At 60.3% G+C, this 17,450-nt stretch carries 15 protein-coding genes and 1 other RNA gene; 7 read left to right on the top strand and 9 right to left on the bottom strand.

Going from position 1 to position 17,450, the window contains the following annotated elements; translation table 11 throughout:
• Window positions 1–7 precede the first annotated feature (7 nt).
• A complete protein-coding gene (locus JSO19_RS10190) occupies window positions 8–940 on the top strand; it encodes a metallophosphoesterase (RefSeq protein ID WP_270911539.1) in 933 nt (310 codons plus the stop codon).
• Here JSO19_RS10190 and JSO19_RS10185 read toward each other — a convergent pair.
• The 8 genes from JSO19_RS10185 to JSO19_RS10150 all read right to left on the bottom strand — a co-directional run bounded on the left by JSO19_RS10185 (window position 921) and on the right by JSO19_RS10150 (window position 11,199).
• On the bottom strand, window positions 921–1,964 hold the full coding sequence (locus JSO19_RS10185; protein WP_270911537.1) for an aspartate-semialdehyde dehydrogenase: 1,044 nt from the start codon (window positions 1,962–1,964) through the stop codon (window positions 921–923). The two genes, JSO19_RS10190 and JSO19_RS10185, sit on opposite strands and share 20 nt — an antisense overlap.
• An 18-nt stretch (window positions 1,965–1,982) precedes the next feature.
• The gene (locus tag JSO19_RS10180) at window positions 1,983–3,260 is read right to left on the bottom strand and encodes an aspartate kinase (protein WP_270912133.1); all 1,278 of its coding nucleotides are present in this window, start codon (window positions 3,258–3,260) and stop codon (window positions 1,983–1,985) included.
• A 128-nt stretch (window positions 3,261–3,388) separates the two neighbouring features.
• Window positions 3,389–3,988 (bottom strand): recombination mediator RecR, encoded by a 600-nt coding sequence (gene recR, locus JSO19_RS10175; protein ID WP_217135311.1) that lies wholly within the window; start codon window positions 3,986–3,988, stop codon window positions 3,389–3,391.
• Between the two features lie 44 nt (window positions 3,989–4,032).
• A complete protein-coding gene (locus tag JSO19_RS10170) occupies window positions 4,033–6,453 on the bottom strand; it encodes a DNA polymerase III subunit gamma and tau (protein WP_270911535.1) in 2,421 nt (806 codons plus the stop codon).
• Between the two features lie 79 nt (window positions 6,454–6,532).
• A complete protein-coding gene (locus tag JSO19_RS10165; RefSeq protein WP_270911533.1) occupies window positions 6,533–7,426 on the bottom strand; it encodes a hypothetical protein in 894 nt (297 codons plus the stop codon).
• A gap of 46 nt (window positions 7,427–7,472) precedes the next feature.
• Window positions 7,473–7,569: signal recognition particle sRNA small type (ffs, locus tag JSO19_RS10160), an RNA gene on the bottom strand.
• A 1-nt stretch (window position 7,570) separates the two neighbouring features.
• Entirely contained in the window at window positions 7,571–9,469 is a 1,899-nt protein-coding gene (locus JSO19_RS10155) for an ABC transporter ATP-binding protein (protein WP_442915686.1), read from the bottom strand.
• Window positions 9,466–11,199, bottom strand: a complete 1,734-nt coding sequence (locus tag JSO19_RS10150; RefSeq protein ID WP_270911531.1) for an ABC transporter ATP-binding protein — start codon at window positions 11,197–11,199, stop codon at window positions 9,466–9,468. Before JSO19_RS10150 ends, JSO19_RS10155 begins: the two co-directional genes overlap by 4 nt.
• Window positions 11,200–11,482: 283 nt before the next feature.
• Here JSO19_RS10150 and JSO19_RS10145 point away from each other — a divergent pair, with 283 nt between their 5' ends.
• Both JSO19_RS10145 and JSO19_RS10140 read left to right on the top strand, forming a co-directional pair.
• Window positions 11,483–12,625: a DUF4192 family protein gene (locus tag JSO19_RS10145; RefSeq protein WP_270911529.1), complete on the top strand. Its 1,143-nt coding sequence runs from the start codon at window positions 11,483–11,485 to the stop codon at window positions 12,623–12,625.
• A 53-nt stretch (window positions 12,626–12,678) separates the two neighbouring features.
• Window positions 12,679–13,272: a TetR/AcrR family transcriptional regulator gene (locus tag JSO19_RS10140; RefSeq protein ID WP_270911527.1), complete on the top strand. Its 594-nt coding sequence runs from the start codon at window positions 12,679–12,681 to the stop codon at window positions 13,270–13,272.
• A 39-nt stretch (window positions 13,273–13,311) separates the two neighbouring features.
• Here JSO19_RS10140 and JSO19_RS10135 read toward each other — a convergent pair whose 3' ends face one another.
• Window positions 13,312–13,521, bottom strand: coding sequence for a hypothetical protein (locus JSO19_RS10135; RefSeq protein WP_270911525.1), 210 nt, complete (start codon window positions 13,519–13,521; stop codon window positions 13,312–13,314).
• Window positions 13,522–13,648: 127 nt separating this feature from the next.
• On the opposite strand from JSO19_RS10135, the gene JSO19_RS10130 reads away from it, so the two are divergent.
• The 4 genes from JSO19_RS10130 to JSO19_RS10115 are packed head-to-tail and all read left to right on the top strand — an operon-like array spanning window position 13,649 to window position 17,367.
• A complete protein-coding gene (locus JSO19_RS10130; RefSeq protein ID WP_270911524.1) occupies window positions 13,649–14,833 on the top strand; it encodes a serine hydrolase domain-containing protein in 1,185 nt (394 codons plus the stop codon).
• Window positions 14,834–14,843: 10 nt separating this feature from the next.
• Entirely contained in the window at window positions 14,844–16,589 is a 1,746-nt protein-coding gene (locus JSO19_RS10125) for a putative bifunctional diguanylate cyclase/phosphodiesterase (protein WP_270911522.1), read from the top strand.
• The gene (locus JSO19_RS10120) at window positions 16,586–16,990 is read left to right on the top strand and encodes a fluoride efflux transporter FluC (RefSeq protein ID WP_270911520.1); all 405 of its coding nucleotides are present in this window, start codon (window positions 16,586–16,588) and stop codon (window positions 16,988–16,990) included. Before JSO19_RS10125 ends, JSO19_RS10120 begins: the two co-directional genes overlap by 4 nt.
• The gene (locus tag JSO19_RS10115; RefSeq protein WP_270911518.1) at window positions 16,987–17,367 is read left to right on the top strand and encodes a fluoride efflux transporter FluC; all 381 of its coding nucleotides are present in this window, start codon (window positions 16,987–16,989) and stop codon (window positions 17,365–17,367) included. Before JSO19_RS10120 ends, JSO19_RS10115 begins: the two co-directional genes overlap by 4 nt.
• Window positions 17,368–17,450: the final 83 nt, after the last annotated feature.

Genomic DNA, 17,450 nt, shown 5'->3' with positions numbered 1-17,450 from the left:
CACACCCGTGCCCCGTCCTTCTTCTCCAGTCCGTACCGCCGCGCTCACCCTGGCTTTAGCCGGGGGAAGCGCGGCGGTCTGGGCAACGTGCATCGAACGTCACTGGTACGCGCTTCGCAGCGAAACACTCCCCCTGCTCCCCAAGGGGGCACGACCGATTCGCGTGTTACACCTCTCTGACCTGCACCTCGCCCCGTGGCAGCAAAAGCGCATGGAATGGGTTCGAGCGCTCTCAGACGAGCAGCCAGACCTCATTATGCTCACGGGCGACCTCATGGGCCACAAAGACGCGCTCGGGCCGCTCAGGTATGCTCTCGAGCCGTTCAAGGGCGTTCCTGGTGTCTTCGTGCACGGCTCGAATGATTACTACGGCCCGATTCTCAAGAATCCGTTGCGTTACCTCAAAGAGCCAAGCCGACTCGGCACTCGGGTTCCAGACCTCGACAATGAGGCTCTCACCTCGATGCTCAGAGACGATTTCGGCTGGCTTGACCTCAACAACCGCGCAGGAGACCTGCTCGTGGGCGACTCGCGGCTGAGGTTTTTCGGGCTCGGCGATCCGCATATCTCACTCGACGATCACGAACTGATGCAAGAGGCGCTCGGCAGCCTCGACGAGCAGCACGCAGATGATGAAGCGACCCGCATTGGCGTCGTTCATGCACCCTACACCGATGCGCTCGATGGGCTTCTCGCGATGGGCGCGAGCATGCTGTTTGCCGGCCACACGCACGGCGGTCAGGTTCGGGTGCCAGGAGTTGGGGCTCTCACCTCAAACTGCGACCTCTCCCCCAGCAAGGCTCGGGGGCTGAGCGTCTGGTTCTCGGAAGAGAACGCCGCGTTCTTGCATGTCAGTGCTGGCCTCGGGCACTCGATCTACGCGCCGGTTCGCTTTGCGTGCCGGCCCGAGGCCACACTCGTTACAATGACTGGGCGATAAGCTCGGCGATCTGAACGGTGTTCAAGGCCGCGCCCTTGCGCAAGTTGTCGTTTGAGATGAACAGCTGCAGGCCACGTCCCTTGGGCGCAGACTGATCCTGGCGAATACGGCCAACGAGGCTCGGGTCTTTGCCCGCGGCATCAAGTGGCGTAGGAATCGCTTCAAGGGCAACGCCGGGCGCTTTCGAGAGCACCTCAGTTGCCTGCTCTGGAGTGATTTCACGAGAGAACTCAGCGTGGATCGAAAGCGAGTGCCCGGTAAAGACGGGCACTCGAACGCACGTGCCCGCGACCAAGAGGTCGGGAAGTTCGAGAATCTTACGGCTCTCGTTGCGCAGCTTCTTCTCTTCGTCGGTCTCACCCTCGCCGTCGTCGACGATCGCGCCGGCCAGTGGCAGCACGTTGAACGCGATGGTCTTCGCGTAGACCTGGGGTTCTGGGAATGAGACGGCTCCGCCATCAGTGACGAGCCCCTGGATCGCACCGCTTTCAACCGCGGCGGTGGCCTGGGTCGCGAGTTCGGTGGCGCCAGCAAGTCCTGACCCTGAAACCGCCTGGAACGTGGTGACGACGAGCCTCTCGAGGCCTGCCGCCGCATCGAGCGCCTTCATGACGGGCATCGCTGCCATCGTGGTGCAGTTCGGGTTCGCGATGATGCCCTTCTTCGCCTGCTGAATGGCGTGAGGGTTCACCTCACTCACAACGAGGGGAACCTCGGGGTCGAGACGCCACGCGCTCGAGTTGTCGACGACCATGGCGCCCGCCGCGGCGAAACGCTCTGCGTAGGCCCTGGATGCCGCTCCGCCCGCAGAGAAGAGTGCGATGTCGAGCCCTGCCGGGTCTGCGGTTTCGACGTCTTCGACGGTGATGTTCTGGCCGCGAAACTCAATCACGCTTCCCGCTGAGCGGGCCGACGAAAAGAGCCTCAGCTGCTCAATGGGAAAATCACGCTGCTCAAGAAGGGCCAGCATGACGCCGCCGACCTGGCCGGTGGCGCCGACGATACCAAGATGTACTGCACTCATGGAATTCCTTCTTTCGCTCTACCGGCCGGTGCCGGCGTAAACGGTTGCGTCGTGGTCTGCGTCGAGGCCGAAGGCGGTGTGAAGCACACGCACGGCGTCGTCGAGAAGATCGGCACGCGTCACCACTGAGATGCGGATCTCTGAGGTCGAGATCATCTCGATGTTGATGCCCGCATCGTAGAGCGCCCGAAACAGCTGGGCCGATACGCCAGCGCTCGTGCGCATGCCAGCGCCGACCACGGCGATCTTGGCGATCTGATCGTCGTAGTTGACGGCCTCATAGCCGACCTCAGCCTGGTTCTTGTTGAGCACGTCGATGACCTTGCGGCCGTCGGCAACGGGAATCGTAAACGAGATGTCGGTACGATTCGTGTCGGCCGGAGAAACGTTCTGCACGATCATGTCAATGTTGGCGTTGGTGCCAGCAACGATCTCAAAAATCTGGGCGGCTTTGCCGGGAACGTCGGGCACGCCGCCGACGGTCACCTTTGCCTCGTTAAGTTCGGCTGCGATACCGGTGATGATCGGGTCTTCCACTGTTTCTCCCTTCGGGTGACCCTTCTCAGGGTTGTACACGATTGTGCCGACGTCTGACGTAAATGAGGAGCGAACGTGCAGCTCGACGCCGTGACGGCGCGCGTATTCAACGGCACGAATGTGCAAAATCTTTGAGCCCGATGCCGCGAGTTCGAGCATCTCTTCGCTCGTGATGTAGTCGATCTTTTTGGCTTTGTGCACCATGCGCGGATCGGTCGTGAAGACGCCATCAACGTCTGAGTAGATCTCGCACTGGTCAGCATCAAGCGCCGCAGCGAGCGCGACAGCGGTCGTATCTGAGCCACCCCTGCCGAGCGTCGTAATGTCTCGTGAATCTCGGCTAAAGCCTTGGAAGCCTGCGACGATCGCGACCGCACCCTTGTCGAGTGCTTCACGGACGCGACCTGGCGTCACGTCAACGATTTTTGCAGCACCGTGCTCTGCCGTCGTGATCATGCCGGCCTGACTCCCTGTGAAAGAGTAGGCGTCGACCCCCATGCCCTTAATGGTCATCGCGAGGAGGGCCATCGAGATGCGCTCACCCGCGGTGAGGAGCATGTCGAGCTCACGGGGAGCGGGAACTGGCGTGCAGTCGCCGGCAAGGTCGAGCAGTTCGTCGGTTGAGTCGCCCATAGCGCTCACCACGACGACGACATCGTTGCCGCTACGCCTGGTGTCGACAATGCGTTTTGCGACACGCTTGATACTGTCGGCATCTGCTACAGATGAGCCACCAAATTTTTGCACGATGAGTGCCACGTTTTGACCTCCGGGGTGTGGCTCTGACAATGAACCAAGCTTTATTCTATCGCGAACAGCAAAGCCGAGAGGCATGTCTCTTGCTGTATGACGCCGCACAACTGAAGTGCGCGGCTGGTTTTTGAGCCCTACGGGTTCATGATGTGTCGCCCCTCGAGAGCCCTGCCGAGGGTAATCTCATCGGCGAATTCAAGGTCGCCCCCCACAGGAAGGCCTGACGCCAGACGTGAAACGGGAATCTCGAGCGTCGAGAGCATGCGAGAGAGATAGGCAGCGGTTGCCTCTCCCTCGAGGTTCGGATCGGTCGCGATGATGACCTCTTGCACCTCGGTTGAGCCGAGCCTACGCATGAGCGAGGTGATGTTGAGGTCGTCGGGACCAACACCGTCGATCGGGCTAATTGCACCGCCAAGCACGTGGTAGAGGCCACGAAACTGACGGGTTCGTTCGATCGCGATGACGTCTTTGGGCTCTTCGACAACGCAGATGATCGTCTGATCGCGTCGCGCGTCGCGGCAGATCGCGCACTGTTCTTCTTCGGTAATGTTGCCGCATATTTCGCAGAATCGTACTTTGTCACGAACCTCGACGAGGAGTTCGGAGAGTCGGGACACGTCAAAGTTCTGCGTTTGCAGAATATGAAACGTGATGCGCTGGGCTGACTTCGGGCCGATGCCCGGCAGTCTTCCAAATTCATCGATAAGTTCTTGCACGATACCGTCGTACATGATGACCTCCTGGCCGTTCGTTCAAGTGGTGCTGGCGGGCAGGGTTACAGGAGTTCTTCTCCGACGAACTTCGCGCCGAGCACCTCGCGCACAACCGATTCACCATAGCGGGTGAATGCGGGCGCGTTACGGTTCGCGGGTACTGCCGCAGTCTCGGGCTTTTCTGCCGGTGCCGGTGCCGGTGCCGCTGGGGCGCTCGGTGAGGCTGACGTATCTGGAGTTACCGGGGCTGCCTGCTGCGCCTGGGTCTGTGGTTGCGCAGGCGGCTGCTGGTCACTCGGCTGAGCGGTTGCCCCCGTGCCCGGACCTGGATCTTCGTACGGGGGCTCATCGACGGGTGGAGCCTCGTATGGCGGCTCGCCGTACGGTGGTTCGTCGTGCGGAGGTTCATCGCGCTGAGGCTCGTCTGCTCGAGGCCCGCCCTGTGGCGACTCGTGGTGTGGCGCCGGGGGTTGCGGCGCTGGAGTCTGCTCGGCGGCTTCGGTGGCTTGCTTTTCGGGAGTCACAGCATTCGCTGCCGCCGGCTTGGCCGGTTCCTGCGGAGTCACGGTTGCCACGGGCGCCGAACCACCGAAGAGTTGCCTACCCTCGTTAATCCTGTCGTCGCCGACCCAGGGCTGATAACCAATGGTCACGCCGAAGACCGTTTGAAAGTGCGTTCGAATCGGACCAGCACACAGTCGTTTAAATGCGTCGAGCTGTGCCGCGTCTGAAAAACCGAGATGCAGTGTCGTGTGATCAATGCCGAGCACCGCCGCCTCGCGAGCAGCGCTTGCGGCCGCCTCATTCTGCTCAGCGAGCGTCGCTAGCGTCGCCGGCCACTCCTCGAGAGCGGTTGCAGAGTTCAGCGGCTTCGGCTGCGATACGGCAGCGTCTGATGGGACACCCGCGTCGCTCTGAGTGCTGGTGGGCGCAGGAGTTCGCTCAGGCTCTGGCTCAGGCCGTGACGCTGCAGCTGGTGTTGCTGAAGGCTGGGGAGTGCCCGCCGCTGGGACTCCTCCGGCGAGAAAAGCCCTTGCGTTGCGAATCGCATCGGCGGGAGAAAGCGTCGCTGCGGGTGGCTGGCTCACCGCCGGTTGGGCGGCAGCTGGCTGCGGTGGAGCAGCGGTGACACCTGGCTGAGATGCCTGTTGCACGGGCTCTGGCTCTGGTGATGGCGCTGGAGCTTGTGGCTCAGGAGCCTGCTGTTCAGCTTCCGGTCGCTGAGCCGCTGGCTCTTGCACCGCTTCGGGTTCGACCGGTCGAGGCGCGGGAGCGGGAGCTGCTGGGCTCTGCCGTTGCACCGGCGCTTGCTGACGCGGCTGAGCGGCCGGAGCCGGAGTATGGGCGCTCGCAGAGGCAGCGGGAACCTCAGGGGCTGTCGCGACCGTCACAAAGATGCGGGCCATCATGAGTTCAAGGTGCATGCGTGGAGCGGTGGCACCCGTCATGTTGTCGAGCGCCTCGCTCACGACGTCAGCGACCCTCGAGATGGCGCCACGACCGAAGCTGCTGGCCTGTTCAACCATGCGCTGCAGTTGCTCATCAGCAACACCCCTCAGCACCGCCGCCGCACCGTCAATGTCGGTCACCTGCACGATGATGAGGTCACGCAGTCGTTCAAGGAGATCTTCGACAAATCGGCGGGGGTCTTGCCCGGTCTGCACAACTCGGTCGACCGAGCGAATACCAGCTGCCGCATCGGCGGCGCCGATCGCGGTCACCACCTCGTCGAGGAGGTCATCGGGGGTGTACCCGAGCAAGCCGACCGCGCGGTCGTAGTCAACGTGGTTACCCTCTGAACCCGCGATGAGCTGGTCGAGAATCGAGAGCGTATCGCGAGCTGATCCGCCGCCGGCGCGAATGACGAGTGGCAGTACCCCCTCGTCGACGGTAATGCCCTCCTCAGCGCAGAGACGCTGCACATACTCAAGAAGCGCAACAGGAGCAATGAGACGGAACGGGTAGTGATGGGTGCGCGAGCGAATCGTCCCAATGACTTTCTCGGGCTCGGTCGTCGCGAAGACAAACTTGACGTGCTCAGGTGGCTCTTCAACGATTTTCAGGAGCGCGTTAAAGCCCTCCTTGGTCACCATGTGGGCCTCATCGATGATGAAGACCTTGTAACGGTCACGCACGGGAGCGAACACGGCTCGCTCTCGCAGGTCACGCGCATCGTCAACGCCACCGTGGCTTGCAGCGTCGATCTCAATCACGTCGAGCGAACCGCCGCCGTCTCGGCTGAGCTCGACACAGCTCGGGCACACACCACACGGAGTATCGGTAGGCCCCTCAGCACAGTTCAGGCACCGGGCAAGTACGCGGGCAGAAGTCGTCTTACCGCAACCGCGTGGGCCGCTAAAAAGATAGGCATGACCAACCTTGCCACCCCTCAGGGCGGTCATGAGGGGTTCGGTCACCTGAGCCTGGCCGATCATCTCGGCAAAGGTTTCAGGTCGGTAACGTCTATACAGTGCTGTGGCCACGAACCCTATGGTACCGGCAGCCTCTGACACTCGCTGAAGTTGTTCGGCTCTCGCCCACGAAACAGTGCGGCTCCCCGGTTCACCACATCATCGTGTCGCGCTCAATGCGATACGACTCGAGCCCCTCAGCCTGTTCCAGCGCCTCAGCGCAGGCAAACGAGCAGGCAACGAGTGTCGAATCAAAGTCGATTTCACTCACCAAAAACCATGCCCGGTCCATGGGCCAGAGCAGGTTCGGCGTTTGTGGCGAGACATCGAAAAACCGGTGATCAACCCAGGGCGCACGCTCCCGCCACGAGGCGTCACCAAAGTCTCGTGGCGCGGCTTCGAAGCAGATGTAGTCGCGCCCCGGCAGGCGCAGCCTCGGCCCTCGCGCGATCTCCTCACCAAGCAACCCGTAATCATCACTCTCGGGCGCCATGAGCGCTTCATGAGCAGCATGGCTGAGCTGCGCAAAGGCCGCCTCGTCTGCCTCCGCAACGGCTTCGCCGGGTTCCTCGTATGCGACGAGCATCTCGGCCGATCCGCCGCTGACGAGACCGCCGTAGCCCTCCCACACCGCCGCGATGCCGGCTTCGGGGGTTGTCGTAAAACGAGCGAGCACCTGCATCAGCGAGCGAAAAAGAGGCTCATCGAGTGACCCTACGCTCGGCACACCGTACGTCGGGTCAGCACTCTCCATGTCTCGCTCGACGACGCCGCTCTCGTGAAGCAATCGCGATGACTGTGTGTCTGGCCGCATTGCGAGTTCGAAGGTTTGGGCAAAACTCGTCCATGAAACACTTTCTTCCGCGGTGCTATCGGTGGCATAGCGGGTGAAAGGGTGCATGATGCGCACGAGCGCCGCGTACCCCTCGGGCACCGTGCTCTCGAGCCCAGGAGAGCGCTCATCAATCGCTTGTTCGAGCCATCGGGTCTCTGTAAGATCCGGGAGCCACTGCAGGCGATCGGGCGGGTTCTGAGACCGTGTCATGGGCTCACATTACCCCGACAACCATGAGGCCACCAGCGCCACACAAAGAAAAGACCCCTCACGCACCCACCAGAGCCCGGGTACCCTTGCTGCATTTCTGCCCTGGGGGAGTTAACCGAGGTAGTGCCACGTGAGGGGCATGATCTAGTCTAACTGATCTTTTTCTTCTTCGTGACCACCAGCGAACTGCGACTGGTACAGCGTGTGGTATTCGCCACCCTTTGCCAGCAGCGACTCGTGGCTACCCTGCTCGACGATCTCGCCGTTTTTCATCATGAGAATGAGGTCAGCATCGCGAATCGTTGACAGGCGGTGCGCAATCACAAACGAGGTGCGATCGGCGCGAAGTGCCTGCATCGCCTGCTGCACGAGCATCTCGGTTCGGGTGTCGACTGACGACGTCGCCTCGTCGAGAATGAGCAGTGATGGCTGAGCAATAAACGCGCGCGCAATCGTCAAGAGCTGCCGCTCGCCCGCCGAGAGCGACGAAGCGTTCTCAGAAAGCAGCGTGTCGTATCCCTCGGGAAGCTGGCGTACGAATCGATCAACCATCGTGGCCTGCGCTGCTTCGACGACTTCGTCATCGGTAGCGTCAAGCCTGCCGTAGCGAATGTTCTCTCGAATCGTGCCGTCGAAGAGCCAGGCATCTTGCAACACCATGCCGACGTGGCTGCGCAGCTCTGCCCGTGAGACAGCGGTGATATCAACTCCGTCGATCGTGATGCGCCCGCCGTTGAGCTCGTAGAAGCGCATCACCAGGTTCACGAGCGTTGTTTTGCCCGCTCCCGTCGGCCCAACGATCGCGACCGTTTGCCCTGGCGATACCGAGAGCGAAAGGTCTTCGATGAGCGGCACGTCTGGCTCGTACCGAAACGAGACGTTCTCAAACACGACATTGCCGTGGGCGCGTGCGGGCAGCTCTTCGGTCGCGGCGTCGTTCTCTTCTTCTTCGGCGTCGAGTAGTTCGAAGGTGCGCTCTGCAGAGGCCACGCCAGACTGCATCATGTTGGCGATGCCTGCCATGCTGCTGACCGGCTGCTGGAACTCGCGAGAGTACTGAATGAACGCAGTCACGTCGCCAAGCGTCATCTGGGCATTCGTGACGCGGATCGCCCCCACGACAGCAATGAGCACGTACACGAAGTAGTTCACGAACATCATCGCCGGCATCATTGCGCCAGAGATGAACTGTGCCTTATATGAGGCGTCGAAAACGCGCTCATTGCGCTCGTTGAACTCTTCTGACATCTCGGTGTTGCGGTTGTAGATGCGAATGAGCTCATGACCGGTGAACGACTCTTCGATGTGACCGTTCATGTCGCCCGTGTGCTTCCACTGCGCAACGAACAGCTTTTGCGCCCGCACACCGAGCACTCCGGCGATGATGGCCGACAGTGGCAGTGAGATGAGGGTGATGAGCGCGAGCTGCCACGAGACCACAAACATCATGGCGGTGATTCCGATGAGGAGCAACAGGTTTTCAATGAGCTGCGAGAAGCCCTGTTGAAGCGCCTGCTGGATATTGTCAACATCGTTCGTGACGCGAGACAGCACATCGCCACGCTGGCGTGTGTCGAAGTACTTGAGTGGGAGCTTGTTGAGCTTGTCCTCAATGTCTTGGCGCAGCTTGTACACGACGCGCATGACGAGGCCGTTGAGCAGGTAGCCCTGCATCCACATCAGCATTGCTGCACCGAGATACAGCGCGAGCACGACGAGAATCAGCTGGCCAAGCTTTGCGAAGTCCATGCCAGCCGAGCCCCGAAAGCCATTCCAGATAACGTCGATCGCGGCACCGAGCACCTTGGGTGCAATGACCGTGAAAACAACCGACCCGATCACGAGCAGAACGATCACACCGAGCCTGGCCTTTTCGGGCCAGAGCAGCGCCATCATGCGCTTTGCCGAGGGCCAAAAGTGCTTCGCTTTTTTTGTGGGGCCACCGAATTCCATTGCATCACCGCTCGGTGAATAATCGTCAGGCAGCTCGATAACTTCTTCGGGTTGCGCCTTCGTCGCTGACGCCTCTTTCTTTCGCATCATGATTCAACCGCTTCCAGCTGTGACTGCACGATTTCTTGGTACACAGCGTTCGTTTTCAAGAGTTCGGTGTGGGTTCCCTGCCCCACAATTTCACCGTCTTCGAGCACGATGATCTTGTCGGCTTCGGTAATCGTCGAGACTCGTTGAGCCACGATAATCGTGGTTGCGCCCTTTGTCGCCTCTGGCAGAGCTGCCCTCAGTTTGGCGTCAGTCGTAACATCGAGCGCCGAGAATGAGTCATCAAAGAGGTACACCGTTGGCTGTGCCACGAGGGTTCTCGCGATCGAGAGTCGTTGACGCTGGCCACCCGAAACATTCGTGCCGCCCTGCGAGATACTTTCGTCGAGCCCGTCGGTCATCTCTCGCACGAAATCGGCCGCCTGGGCGGTTTCGAGCGCCGCCCAGAGCTCTTCATCGGTTGCTGCCGCATGACCAAACCTGAGATTCGAAGCGACGGTACCGGCAAAAAGGTATGGTTTTTGCGGTACGAGCGAGAAGGTCTTGGCAAGCTGCGCCTGAGTGAGCGCTTCAACGGGCGCCCCATCGACACGAATGGTTCCCTGGCTCGCGTCAAAGAGACGGAGCATTAGGCCGAGCAATGTCGTTTTACCCGAGCCGGTCGAGCCGATGATCGCGGTGGTCTGGCCAGCCTCTGCAACGAAGTTGGCCCGCTTAATGACGTCGAGTTCTGCTCCGGGAAACCCAAACGAGACGTCGTCGAACTCAATACGTCCTTCAGTCGGCGTTGCGACGCTCGGGGTCGTTGCGAAGCTCTGCGACGATTCGGTTTGCAAAAGCTCATCGATGCGCTCAGAACACACCACGGCACGCGGAATCATCATCACCATGAAGACCCCCATCATGACGGCGGTGAGAATCATGATGAGGTACTGCATGAAGGCGGTCAGCGAGCCAACCTCGATGAGGCCGTCGTTGACCCTAAACGCACCGAACCACAGCACCGCACCGGTGGCAGCGTGCAGCACGATCGTGATGACGGGAAACATGAGCACAAAGATGTTGCCGACCCGAACCGAAACCTGGGTGATATCGGCATTAGCTTTGCGATACCGCTCAGTTTCAAAGGGCTCTCGCACGAAAGCGCGCACGACACGAATACCCATGATCTGCTCCCTGAGCACACCGTTGATGCGGTCGATCTTGTCTTGCATTGTGCGAAACAGCGGCACGAGAAAAGAGACGAGCACGCTCACAATGGCCGCGAGGGCAATGACGGCGAGCCAGACGAGCCACGACAACCCGGCGTCTTCTTGCAGCGCCATAATGACACCGCCGACCGCCATGATCGGGGCTGAAACCATGAAGTTCAGCGTCATCAGCGCAAGCATTTGCACCTGCTGCACGTCATTGGTGCCCCTCGTAATGAGGGTGCCGGCACCGAAGCTCGTCGCTTCGAGTGTCGACAGGTCGGTGACTTTGCGATACACATCGCGTCGCAGATCACGCCCAATGGCCATGGCGGTACGAGCGCCAAAGTAAACGGCCGAGACCGCTGCAGCGACCTGGAGCAGCGACCCGAGCAGCATGATGCCGCCTGTACTCCAGATAAAGCCGGTGTCGCCGACGGCAATGCCCTCGTCAATAATGCGGGCATTGAGGTTCGGCAACCACAGCGCGGCCAAGACTGACACGAGCTGCAGAATCACCGAAGCAAGAATAAATTTCCAATAGGGTTTGGCGTAGCGCAAAAGGATGGTCAGAAGAGCCAAAGGAATCCTTTGTATTAGCAAGCGAACAAGGGCAGAGCAACCAGAAAAACCTCAGTGTACGATCATCTCAAACTTTCTTTCCACATACCACACTTTTCTGCTCTCAGCGCATCTTTTTCCGGGAACCCCTACTGCGACAGAGCTCATTCCGACAACCCGTGAGGCGGATCAAGGCGATCATCGGGCAACGATTGTCCGTTCACATCTGCTCCCCGCATCCCAACACCGGACTCCCTTGTGAGTAACCCCGGCCGGGACGCTCCCGACCAACAAGCTTGAACGCATGAACACACCTTCACGCTCAGAGTCATCGCCCGCCCCAACCGTTGTTCGATGCGAAAGCCCGGCAGATTTTCTCGCTTCTCTTCCCGTATTGCTCGGCTACGTTCCAGAAGACAGCATCGTGCTTACACTCTTCGAAGGCTCACAGGCCAAGAGTGCGGCACGTTTCGACTTGCCTCAAGCCGATGTTCCGCTCGAGTCGACGCAGCTTGACCGAGCCATGCTTGAACTCATCGAACAGCATCCATGGGTCAGCGCCGTGGCTCTAGTCGCATATTGCTCCGATTCTTTCGCAAATCAACCGGGGGCGCCTCACGCGCTACTGGCAATGTGGCTCGAAAGGGCCCTCGAAATGCACGGAACCCCGGTACGTGAGCTCGCATGTGTGGCAAGCGATGGCTGGGCCGTCTACCGGTCTTCCGAAGCAAGCAGCGGCGGCAACCCGCTCTCCGAGATTGCACACTCACAGTTCGTTAAGCGCAAGGGCCTCACGGGATTTTCACCCCCAGAACCACTCAGAGAACTCGGTAGCCTCCCCCACCCTCAGCCAAAGCTCGCGAGCGCATTGCGGCAGGCCTTAGCCCGCGCTGAGACGGTGCCACCAAAGGCGCTCACGGCCGACCACATGCAGGCCATGCTTCAACAGTGCCATCAGGCACTCTCAGAGGGCCTGAGCCCCGGCACCGCACAAGAAACTGCCTCGTTCGTTCACACACGCTCCGAGCTCGAGACCTGGCTCACACCGGTGCTCCTCATCGCTGCCGGTGGTGTTGGGGAGCCGCTCACCGTCGACGATGACCTCGCGCAAACCTTCCTTGAGTTCGTTCAAGACGACGCGAAAACAACACGCCCAACCGTCGTGAAACGTCTGAAACTCTTTTCGAGCGAACGGCTTGAGCCCTCACAGCTTCGAGCGACAGTGCAAACACTCACCGAGGTCGCAGCCCACACCCCCGACGCATTGCGCCCGGGAGTGCTTGCTCTCGCCGCATGGGCGTGGTGGATGGGCGGAATGACGACCCCGGCCATCACGCTGCTGCGAGAAGCAGCTGGGATCGACCCCCATCAGGCATCAGTGACGATCGTTCAAGAACTCTGCGAATCGGGCCCTCCGCTCTGGGCTTTTTCTGACGACACGCGCTAAGCGACAAATGTACAAACAGGTTCCATTCATGAACTGCCGGAATAATAAGGTGGGTGAACATTGACCCACGTTTTCTTCGCTCTCAGGGGCGGTTGCACGAAGCGATTCTCTCGCTCGCCGCCTCTCAGCGCCCGGACACCATCTCGGTTACCCAGCTCGCTCGAGTTGCGGGGGTACACCGCTCTACCGTCTACGAGCACGCTGACTCACCAGAGCAGCTCCTCAGGCAAGCGGTCACCGCCGAGCTCTCACGCCTGCATGGCGACACCGAGGCGATTGGGCAAGAGCCGTTCTCGCAGCATGATGCGATCGTTGAGCTTCTCGACTACTTCGAAACGAGAGAAGAGCTCTACCGCAGAATGAACGACAGCTCGGGAGTTGTTGTGACCGAGGCACTCTCTTCACACCTCGCTTCTGTTCTGGTGTCACTGTGCAACGCCCAGGTCATCTCACTCCCGGTAAACATGACCGAGCTCGACGACGAGACGTTCACCCGGATCACCATTCGCGCGCTCACCGACGCACTCGTCAGGGTGTTTTCACAGTGGCTTGCCCTCCCAGCGCCCCGAGATATCAACCTCGCTCTCCAGCTCACTGACTACGTTCTTCCCGTGTGGTGGGACAACGCAGAAGAGCAAGCGAGCTAACCCTTCGCATCTTGCGCCTCGAACATTTGCGGCGCAACGCTACACAACGAACAGGCACCAATCCTCCTGCGCAAGCTTCATTAGTTCTGCCATAAAAGGACCGCCCGTCACGCCGCCCGGGTGAGTTTGCCAGCATGGCGACCAGCGATTCCTCACGGTTTTTAAACCATGGTCTATGGCCTTCAAGACACGTGCCGAGAACACCGCAATTGCGCCATGATCAACGAACCCAAGCGACGCTGCCGTCATTGCGAGAGAGTATTTTCTCGTTTTTCTTGCGCGGGGTGAGTCGATATCACCGCTTTCAGAGAACGCGAACGGCCACATTTGGCCAATACACAGTGCAGAGCAAGGCGCAAAAGGGTAGTCTTTCGATATGGGCAAGAACGATCAAGGCACACTCGGCAAGTTCCTCTTCGGCACCGCGACAGCGGTGGGCGCCAGCGTCGGCGCTTTGGCTTTATACGCCAAAAAGAATAGCTTCCAAAGCCCCGTGTTCCTTGCGAAATACTTGGCAACGCCGAACTCACTCGTTGGCCCACTTTTTGCACTGAGAAGGCTCCGCAGGGCAGACAACCCAACCGAGACTCCAAAGAACCTCACGCCGCTTGACCGAGTCGTTGAATGGCGCGGGACACACCAGGGCCTCAACCAGGTACTTCGCGAAACCGAGACGAATACCTTCATGGTCGCCAAAGACGGTGTCGTTGTTCACGAGTGGTGCCGAGACGGCTACACCGTGGCTACCCCTCAGTCGTCATGGTCGGTAGCGAAGTCGGTCGTGAGCCTCATCACAGGCCAACTCATCGGCGAAAAGAAGCTCACAGAAGACACCCGTCTTGTCGAGGTGATGCCCGAGTATCAAACCGGCGGCCCATTCGACGCCATCACCGTAGGGCACCTGCTCGACATGCGCTCGGGCATCGACCTTCCCGAAGAATACGTTGAGTGGAAGGCGTACTCGGGCGTTGGCGGCATGATGACCACGACCGACGTTGCAAACTACCTCATGCGTTCGCGCAGCACCTTCGCCGTGCCAGGAACGGTCAGCGACTACCGCTCGGTCGATACGCAGTTCCTTTCGATGATCGTTGCCCGAGTCGAGGGTGAGCCCCTCGCTGATATCGTGCGTCGCCGACTCTGGGATCCGCTCGGAATGCTCGATGACGCAACCTGGAGCCTTGATGGCGACGACGGTCTCGAAAAGGGCTTCATGGGGCTCAACGCTTCAACCAGAGATTTCCTCAAGATCGGCCTCCTCGTTGCCAACAAGGGCAAAGTCGGGCGCAAACAGATCGTGCCCAAAGCGTGGATCGAACGCATCACCACGCCGGTCGACCTCATCGAGACCGAGAACCACACGTGGGGCTATGCAGCCCAGTGGTGGCACCCAAGCGGCCACGAAGAGCACGAAGACATGACCGCGCTCGGCGTCTACGGCCAGTACATCTATGTGAACCGCAAGCACAATGTCGTCATCGCGAAAAACAGTGATCACGGCGCGGAGCAAGACGAGCAAGCGCTCATTGCTGTGTTCAGAGAAATAGCTGCAAGCCTGTAGCACGACCCTGATGACCGTTCACCAAGCCCACCTACCCCAGTGGGATGCACTGCCCCACACGATGGTGGCGTCGATGCTTAGAGCAATCGTGAACAGTTCTCAAGACGGTGTTATCGTGCTCGACCGCAACCGCGAAGCTATACTCATGAACGAGCGGTTCGTCGAGATGTGGTCCCTGCCACCAGAACTCACGGTTGAAGGCTCCGGTGTTGCCAGGCGAGAACACCTGTCGAGGCTCGTTGATGATCCATCGGTCATCCCGTTCTTGCACACGATTCCGCCAGAAAACGACTCTCACACCCGGTCGCAGTGCGTTTCGCTCAAGAACGGCCTCACCATGGTCGGCATGAGCACTCCCGTTCTCGATGAGCACGGTGCATTTCACGGCCAGCTCATCATTTACCGCGACAGAACCGATCTCAAGACCGCTGAAGATCAGCGCAACTTCTTCGAGTCGCATGACCCCGTCACCGGCCTCATGAACCGCTCGGCGATGTTCGCGACCATCGAACACCGACTGCGCAGTTCAGGCGAAAACGCACCCTTCGCGCTCATCGTCATCGACTTTGATCGTTTTTCGAGACTCAACGAGCAGTTTGGGCACGCATTTGGCGACCGGGTACTGCACCACAGCGCTGAAACCATTTTGCGCATTGTCGGGAGTAAGCGCCCCACCTGCCGCCACGGCGAAGACGAGTTCATGGTACTGACCGAGTACTCGTCAGAGCACTGGGTGCACGACCTCGCACAGGAGATCGTCGATGCGCTCTCAGAAGAGGCGCTCATCGACGGTGTTCCCGTCACCGTCAGCGCCTCGGCCGGCCTCAGTTTTTACCCCCACGACGGTGACGGCGCAAACGACCTGGTCTCGGCAGCGATGCTCGCCCTGCAGCAAGCCAAAGAGACCTCGGGCGGGCGCGTATCACGGTACTCGCAGGCCTACGGCAGGCTCGAAGAGGAGCGGCGACAGTTCGAATCACAGCTGTCTCATGCCGCAGAGGGCGAGGGGCTCGAGCTTCTCTTCCAACCCGTCTATGACCTGCGACTGCACTCGCTCTCGGGCTGCGAGGCGCTGCTTCGCTGGCGGTCACAAAAGCTCGGTCTCGTCTCTCCCTCGGTCTTCTTGCCCTATGCCGAAGAATCGGGACTCATCGTACCCATCGGCGAGTGGGTGCTGCGCAACGCTTGTGCCCAGGTTGCGAAATGGAGCGATGACTCTTACGGCGCCGTACCCATCTCGGTCAATGTGTCAGCAAAGCAGATCGTCGATCCTGGTTTCGCCGACACCGTGGCGAGGCTACTCGAAGAGACCGGCTGCTCCCCTTTCTTGCTCAGTCTCGAACTGACCGAGACCTCGCTCATCGAAAATCTGGCGCAGGTCTCACACACCATTGATGCCATTCGGCGGCTCGGTGTCAAAATCTACATCGATGACTTTGGCACGGGATATTCGGGCCTCAGCTACCTCAAGCACTTCAACGTCGACACGCTCAAAATCGACCAGTCGTTTACCCAGAGCATCGGTCACTCACGGCAGGAAGACGCACTCATGCAGGCCGCGATTTCAATGGCGCATGCGCTCGGCCTCAACGCGCTGGCCGAGGGCGTTGAAACGCAAGAACAGCTACGCTTTCTCATGAACTCTGGGTGCGACCAGGCGCAGGGTTTCTTCCTCAACCGCCCAATGAACGCCGAGCAGTTCACCGAGCTGCTCACCGAGACCGACATTCGTTTTGATTGGGCTGCTGAGTCTTGAGCCGCACCATCACCGGCACAAAGGTGGCGCTCGTGGGCCTCGGCGGAGCGCTCGGGACCCTCGCCCGCGCCGTCATCACGATAGACTTCGACGCGCACGAGCCAGTTGCCCTGCTGGCAGTGAATCTCAGTGGCGCCCTGCTGCTCGGAATGCTCACGGCGCTACTCAAACCCCGGTTCTCGCCCGGCGCAGCTCACCTGCAAGCGTTCTTCGGCGTCGGACTTCTGGGAGGGTTCACCTCGTACAGCGCACTGAGCGTGCAAGCGTTAACGATTGGCGCTCAGGTCTCCCCCGTCGCCTCCATCGGCTACCTTGCTGCCACGCTCTTCGGCGGGCTTATCGCTTCAGGCCTGGGCCTCGCGCTCGGCACCGTCATGACCGGCAAGAAAGTCGCATCATGAGTGTCTGGGGGCTCGCTACGATCGCAGCTGCGGGCGGAGTCGGGGCCATTGCGCGATTTCTCCTCGACTCGTCGATACCCGGCAAGGGCGCTACCCCGCTCGCGCTCCTCATTGTGAACCTCTCGGGCTCGCTCGTGATCGGCGTCGTGCTCGGCCTCGCACCGCTGCTGCCCGAAGGGCTCAGCCTCGTGCTCACCGTGGGTTTTCTCGGCGGCTACACCACGTTCAGTACCGCAAGCCTTCGCACCTTCGAGCTCATCAGCAAACGGCAGTGGTGGCCCGCGCTCATCACGGGCGTCGGGCAACTCGTCGCGGCGGTCTTGCTCACGCTTGGAGGGCTTGGCATCGCTGGCCTCATTGCGGCGGCGATCGCCTAGCAAACCCCGCAGCGAGTGCCCCCTACAACGATTCAGGGCCGGCTCTTCGTGAGAAGAAGCCGGCCCTGAACCGTTATGAGAGT

This window comes from Leucobacter sp. UCMA 4100, assembly GCF_027853335.1.
GTDB lineage: Bacteria > Actinomycetota > Actinomycetes > Actinomycetales > Microbacteriaceae > Leucobacter_A.
This window is presented reverse-complemented; position numbering and strand designations above follow the sequence as displayed.

Coding starts and splice junctions, on each gene's coding strand:
- recR (WP_217135311.1), bottom strand. CDS start 3,988: ATGTACGACGGTATCGTGCAAGAACTTATCGATGAATTTGGAAGACTG.
- JSO19_RS10125 (WP_270911522.1), top strand. CDS start 14,844: ATGACCGTTCACCAAGCCCACCTACCCCAGTGGGATGCACTGCCCCAC.
- JSO19_RS10135 (WP_270911525.1), bottom strand. CDS start 13,521: ATGACGGCAGCGTCGCTTGGGTTCGTTGATCATGGCGCAATTGCGGTG.
- JSO19_RS10115 (WP_270911518.1), top strand. CDS start 16,987: ATGAGTGTCTGGGGGCTCGCTACGATCGCAGCTGCGGGCGGAGTCGGG.
- JSO19_RS10130 (WP_270911524.1), top strand. CDS start 13,649: ATGGGCAAGAACGATCAAGGCACACTCGGCAAGTTCCTCTTCGGCACC.
- JSO19_RS10145 (WP_270911529.1), top strand. CDS start 11,483: ATGAACACACCTTCACGCTCAGAGTCATCGCCCGCCCCAACCGTTGTT.
- JSO19_RS10165 (WP_270911533.1), bottom strand. CDS start 7,426: ATGACACGGTCTCAGAACCCGCCCGATCGCCTGCAGTGGCTCCCGGAT.
- JSO19_RS10185 (WP_270911537.1), bottom strand. CDS start 1,964: ATGAGTGCAGTACATCTTGGTATCGTCGGCGCCACCGGCCAGGTCGGC.
- JSO19_RS10155 (WP_442915686.1), bottom strand. CDS start 9,469: ATGATGCGAAAGAAAGAGGCGTCAGCGACGAAGGCGCAACCCGAAGAA.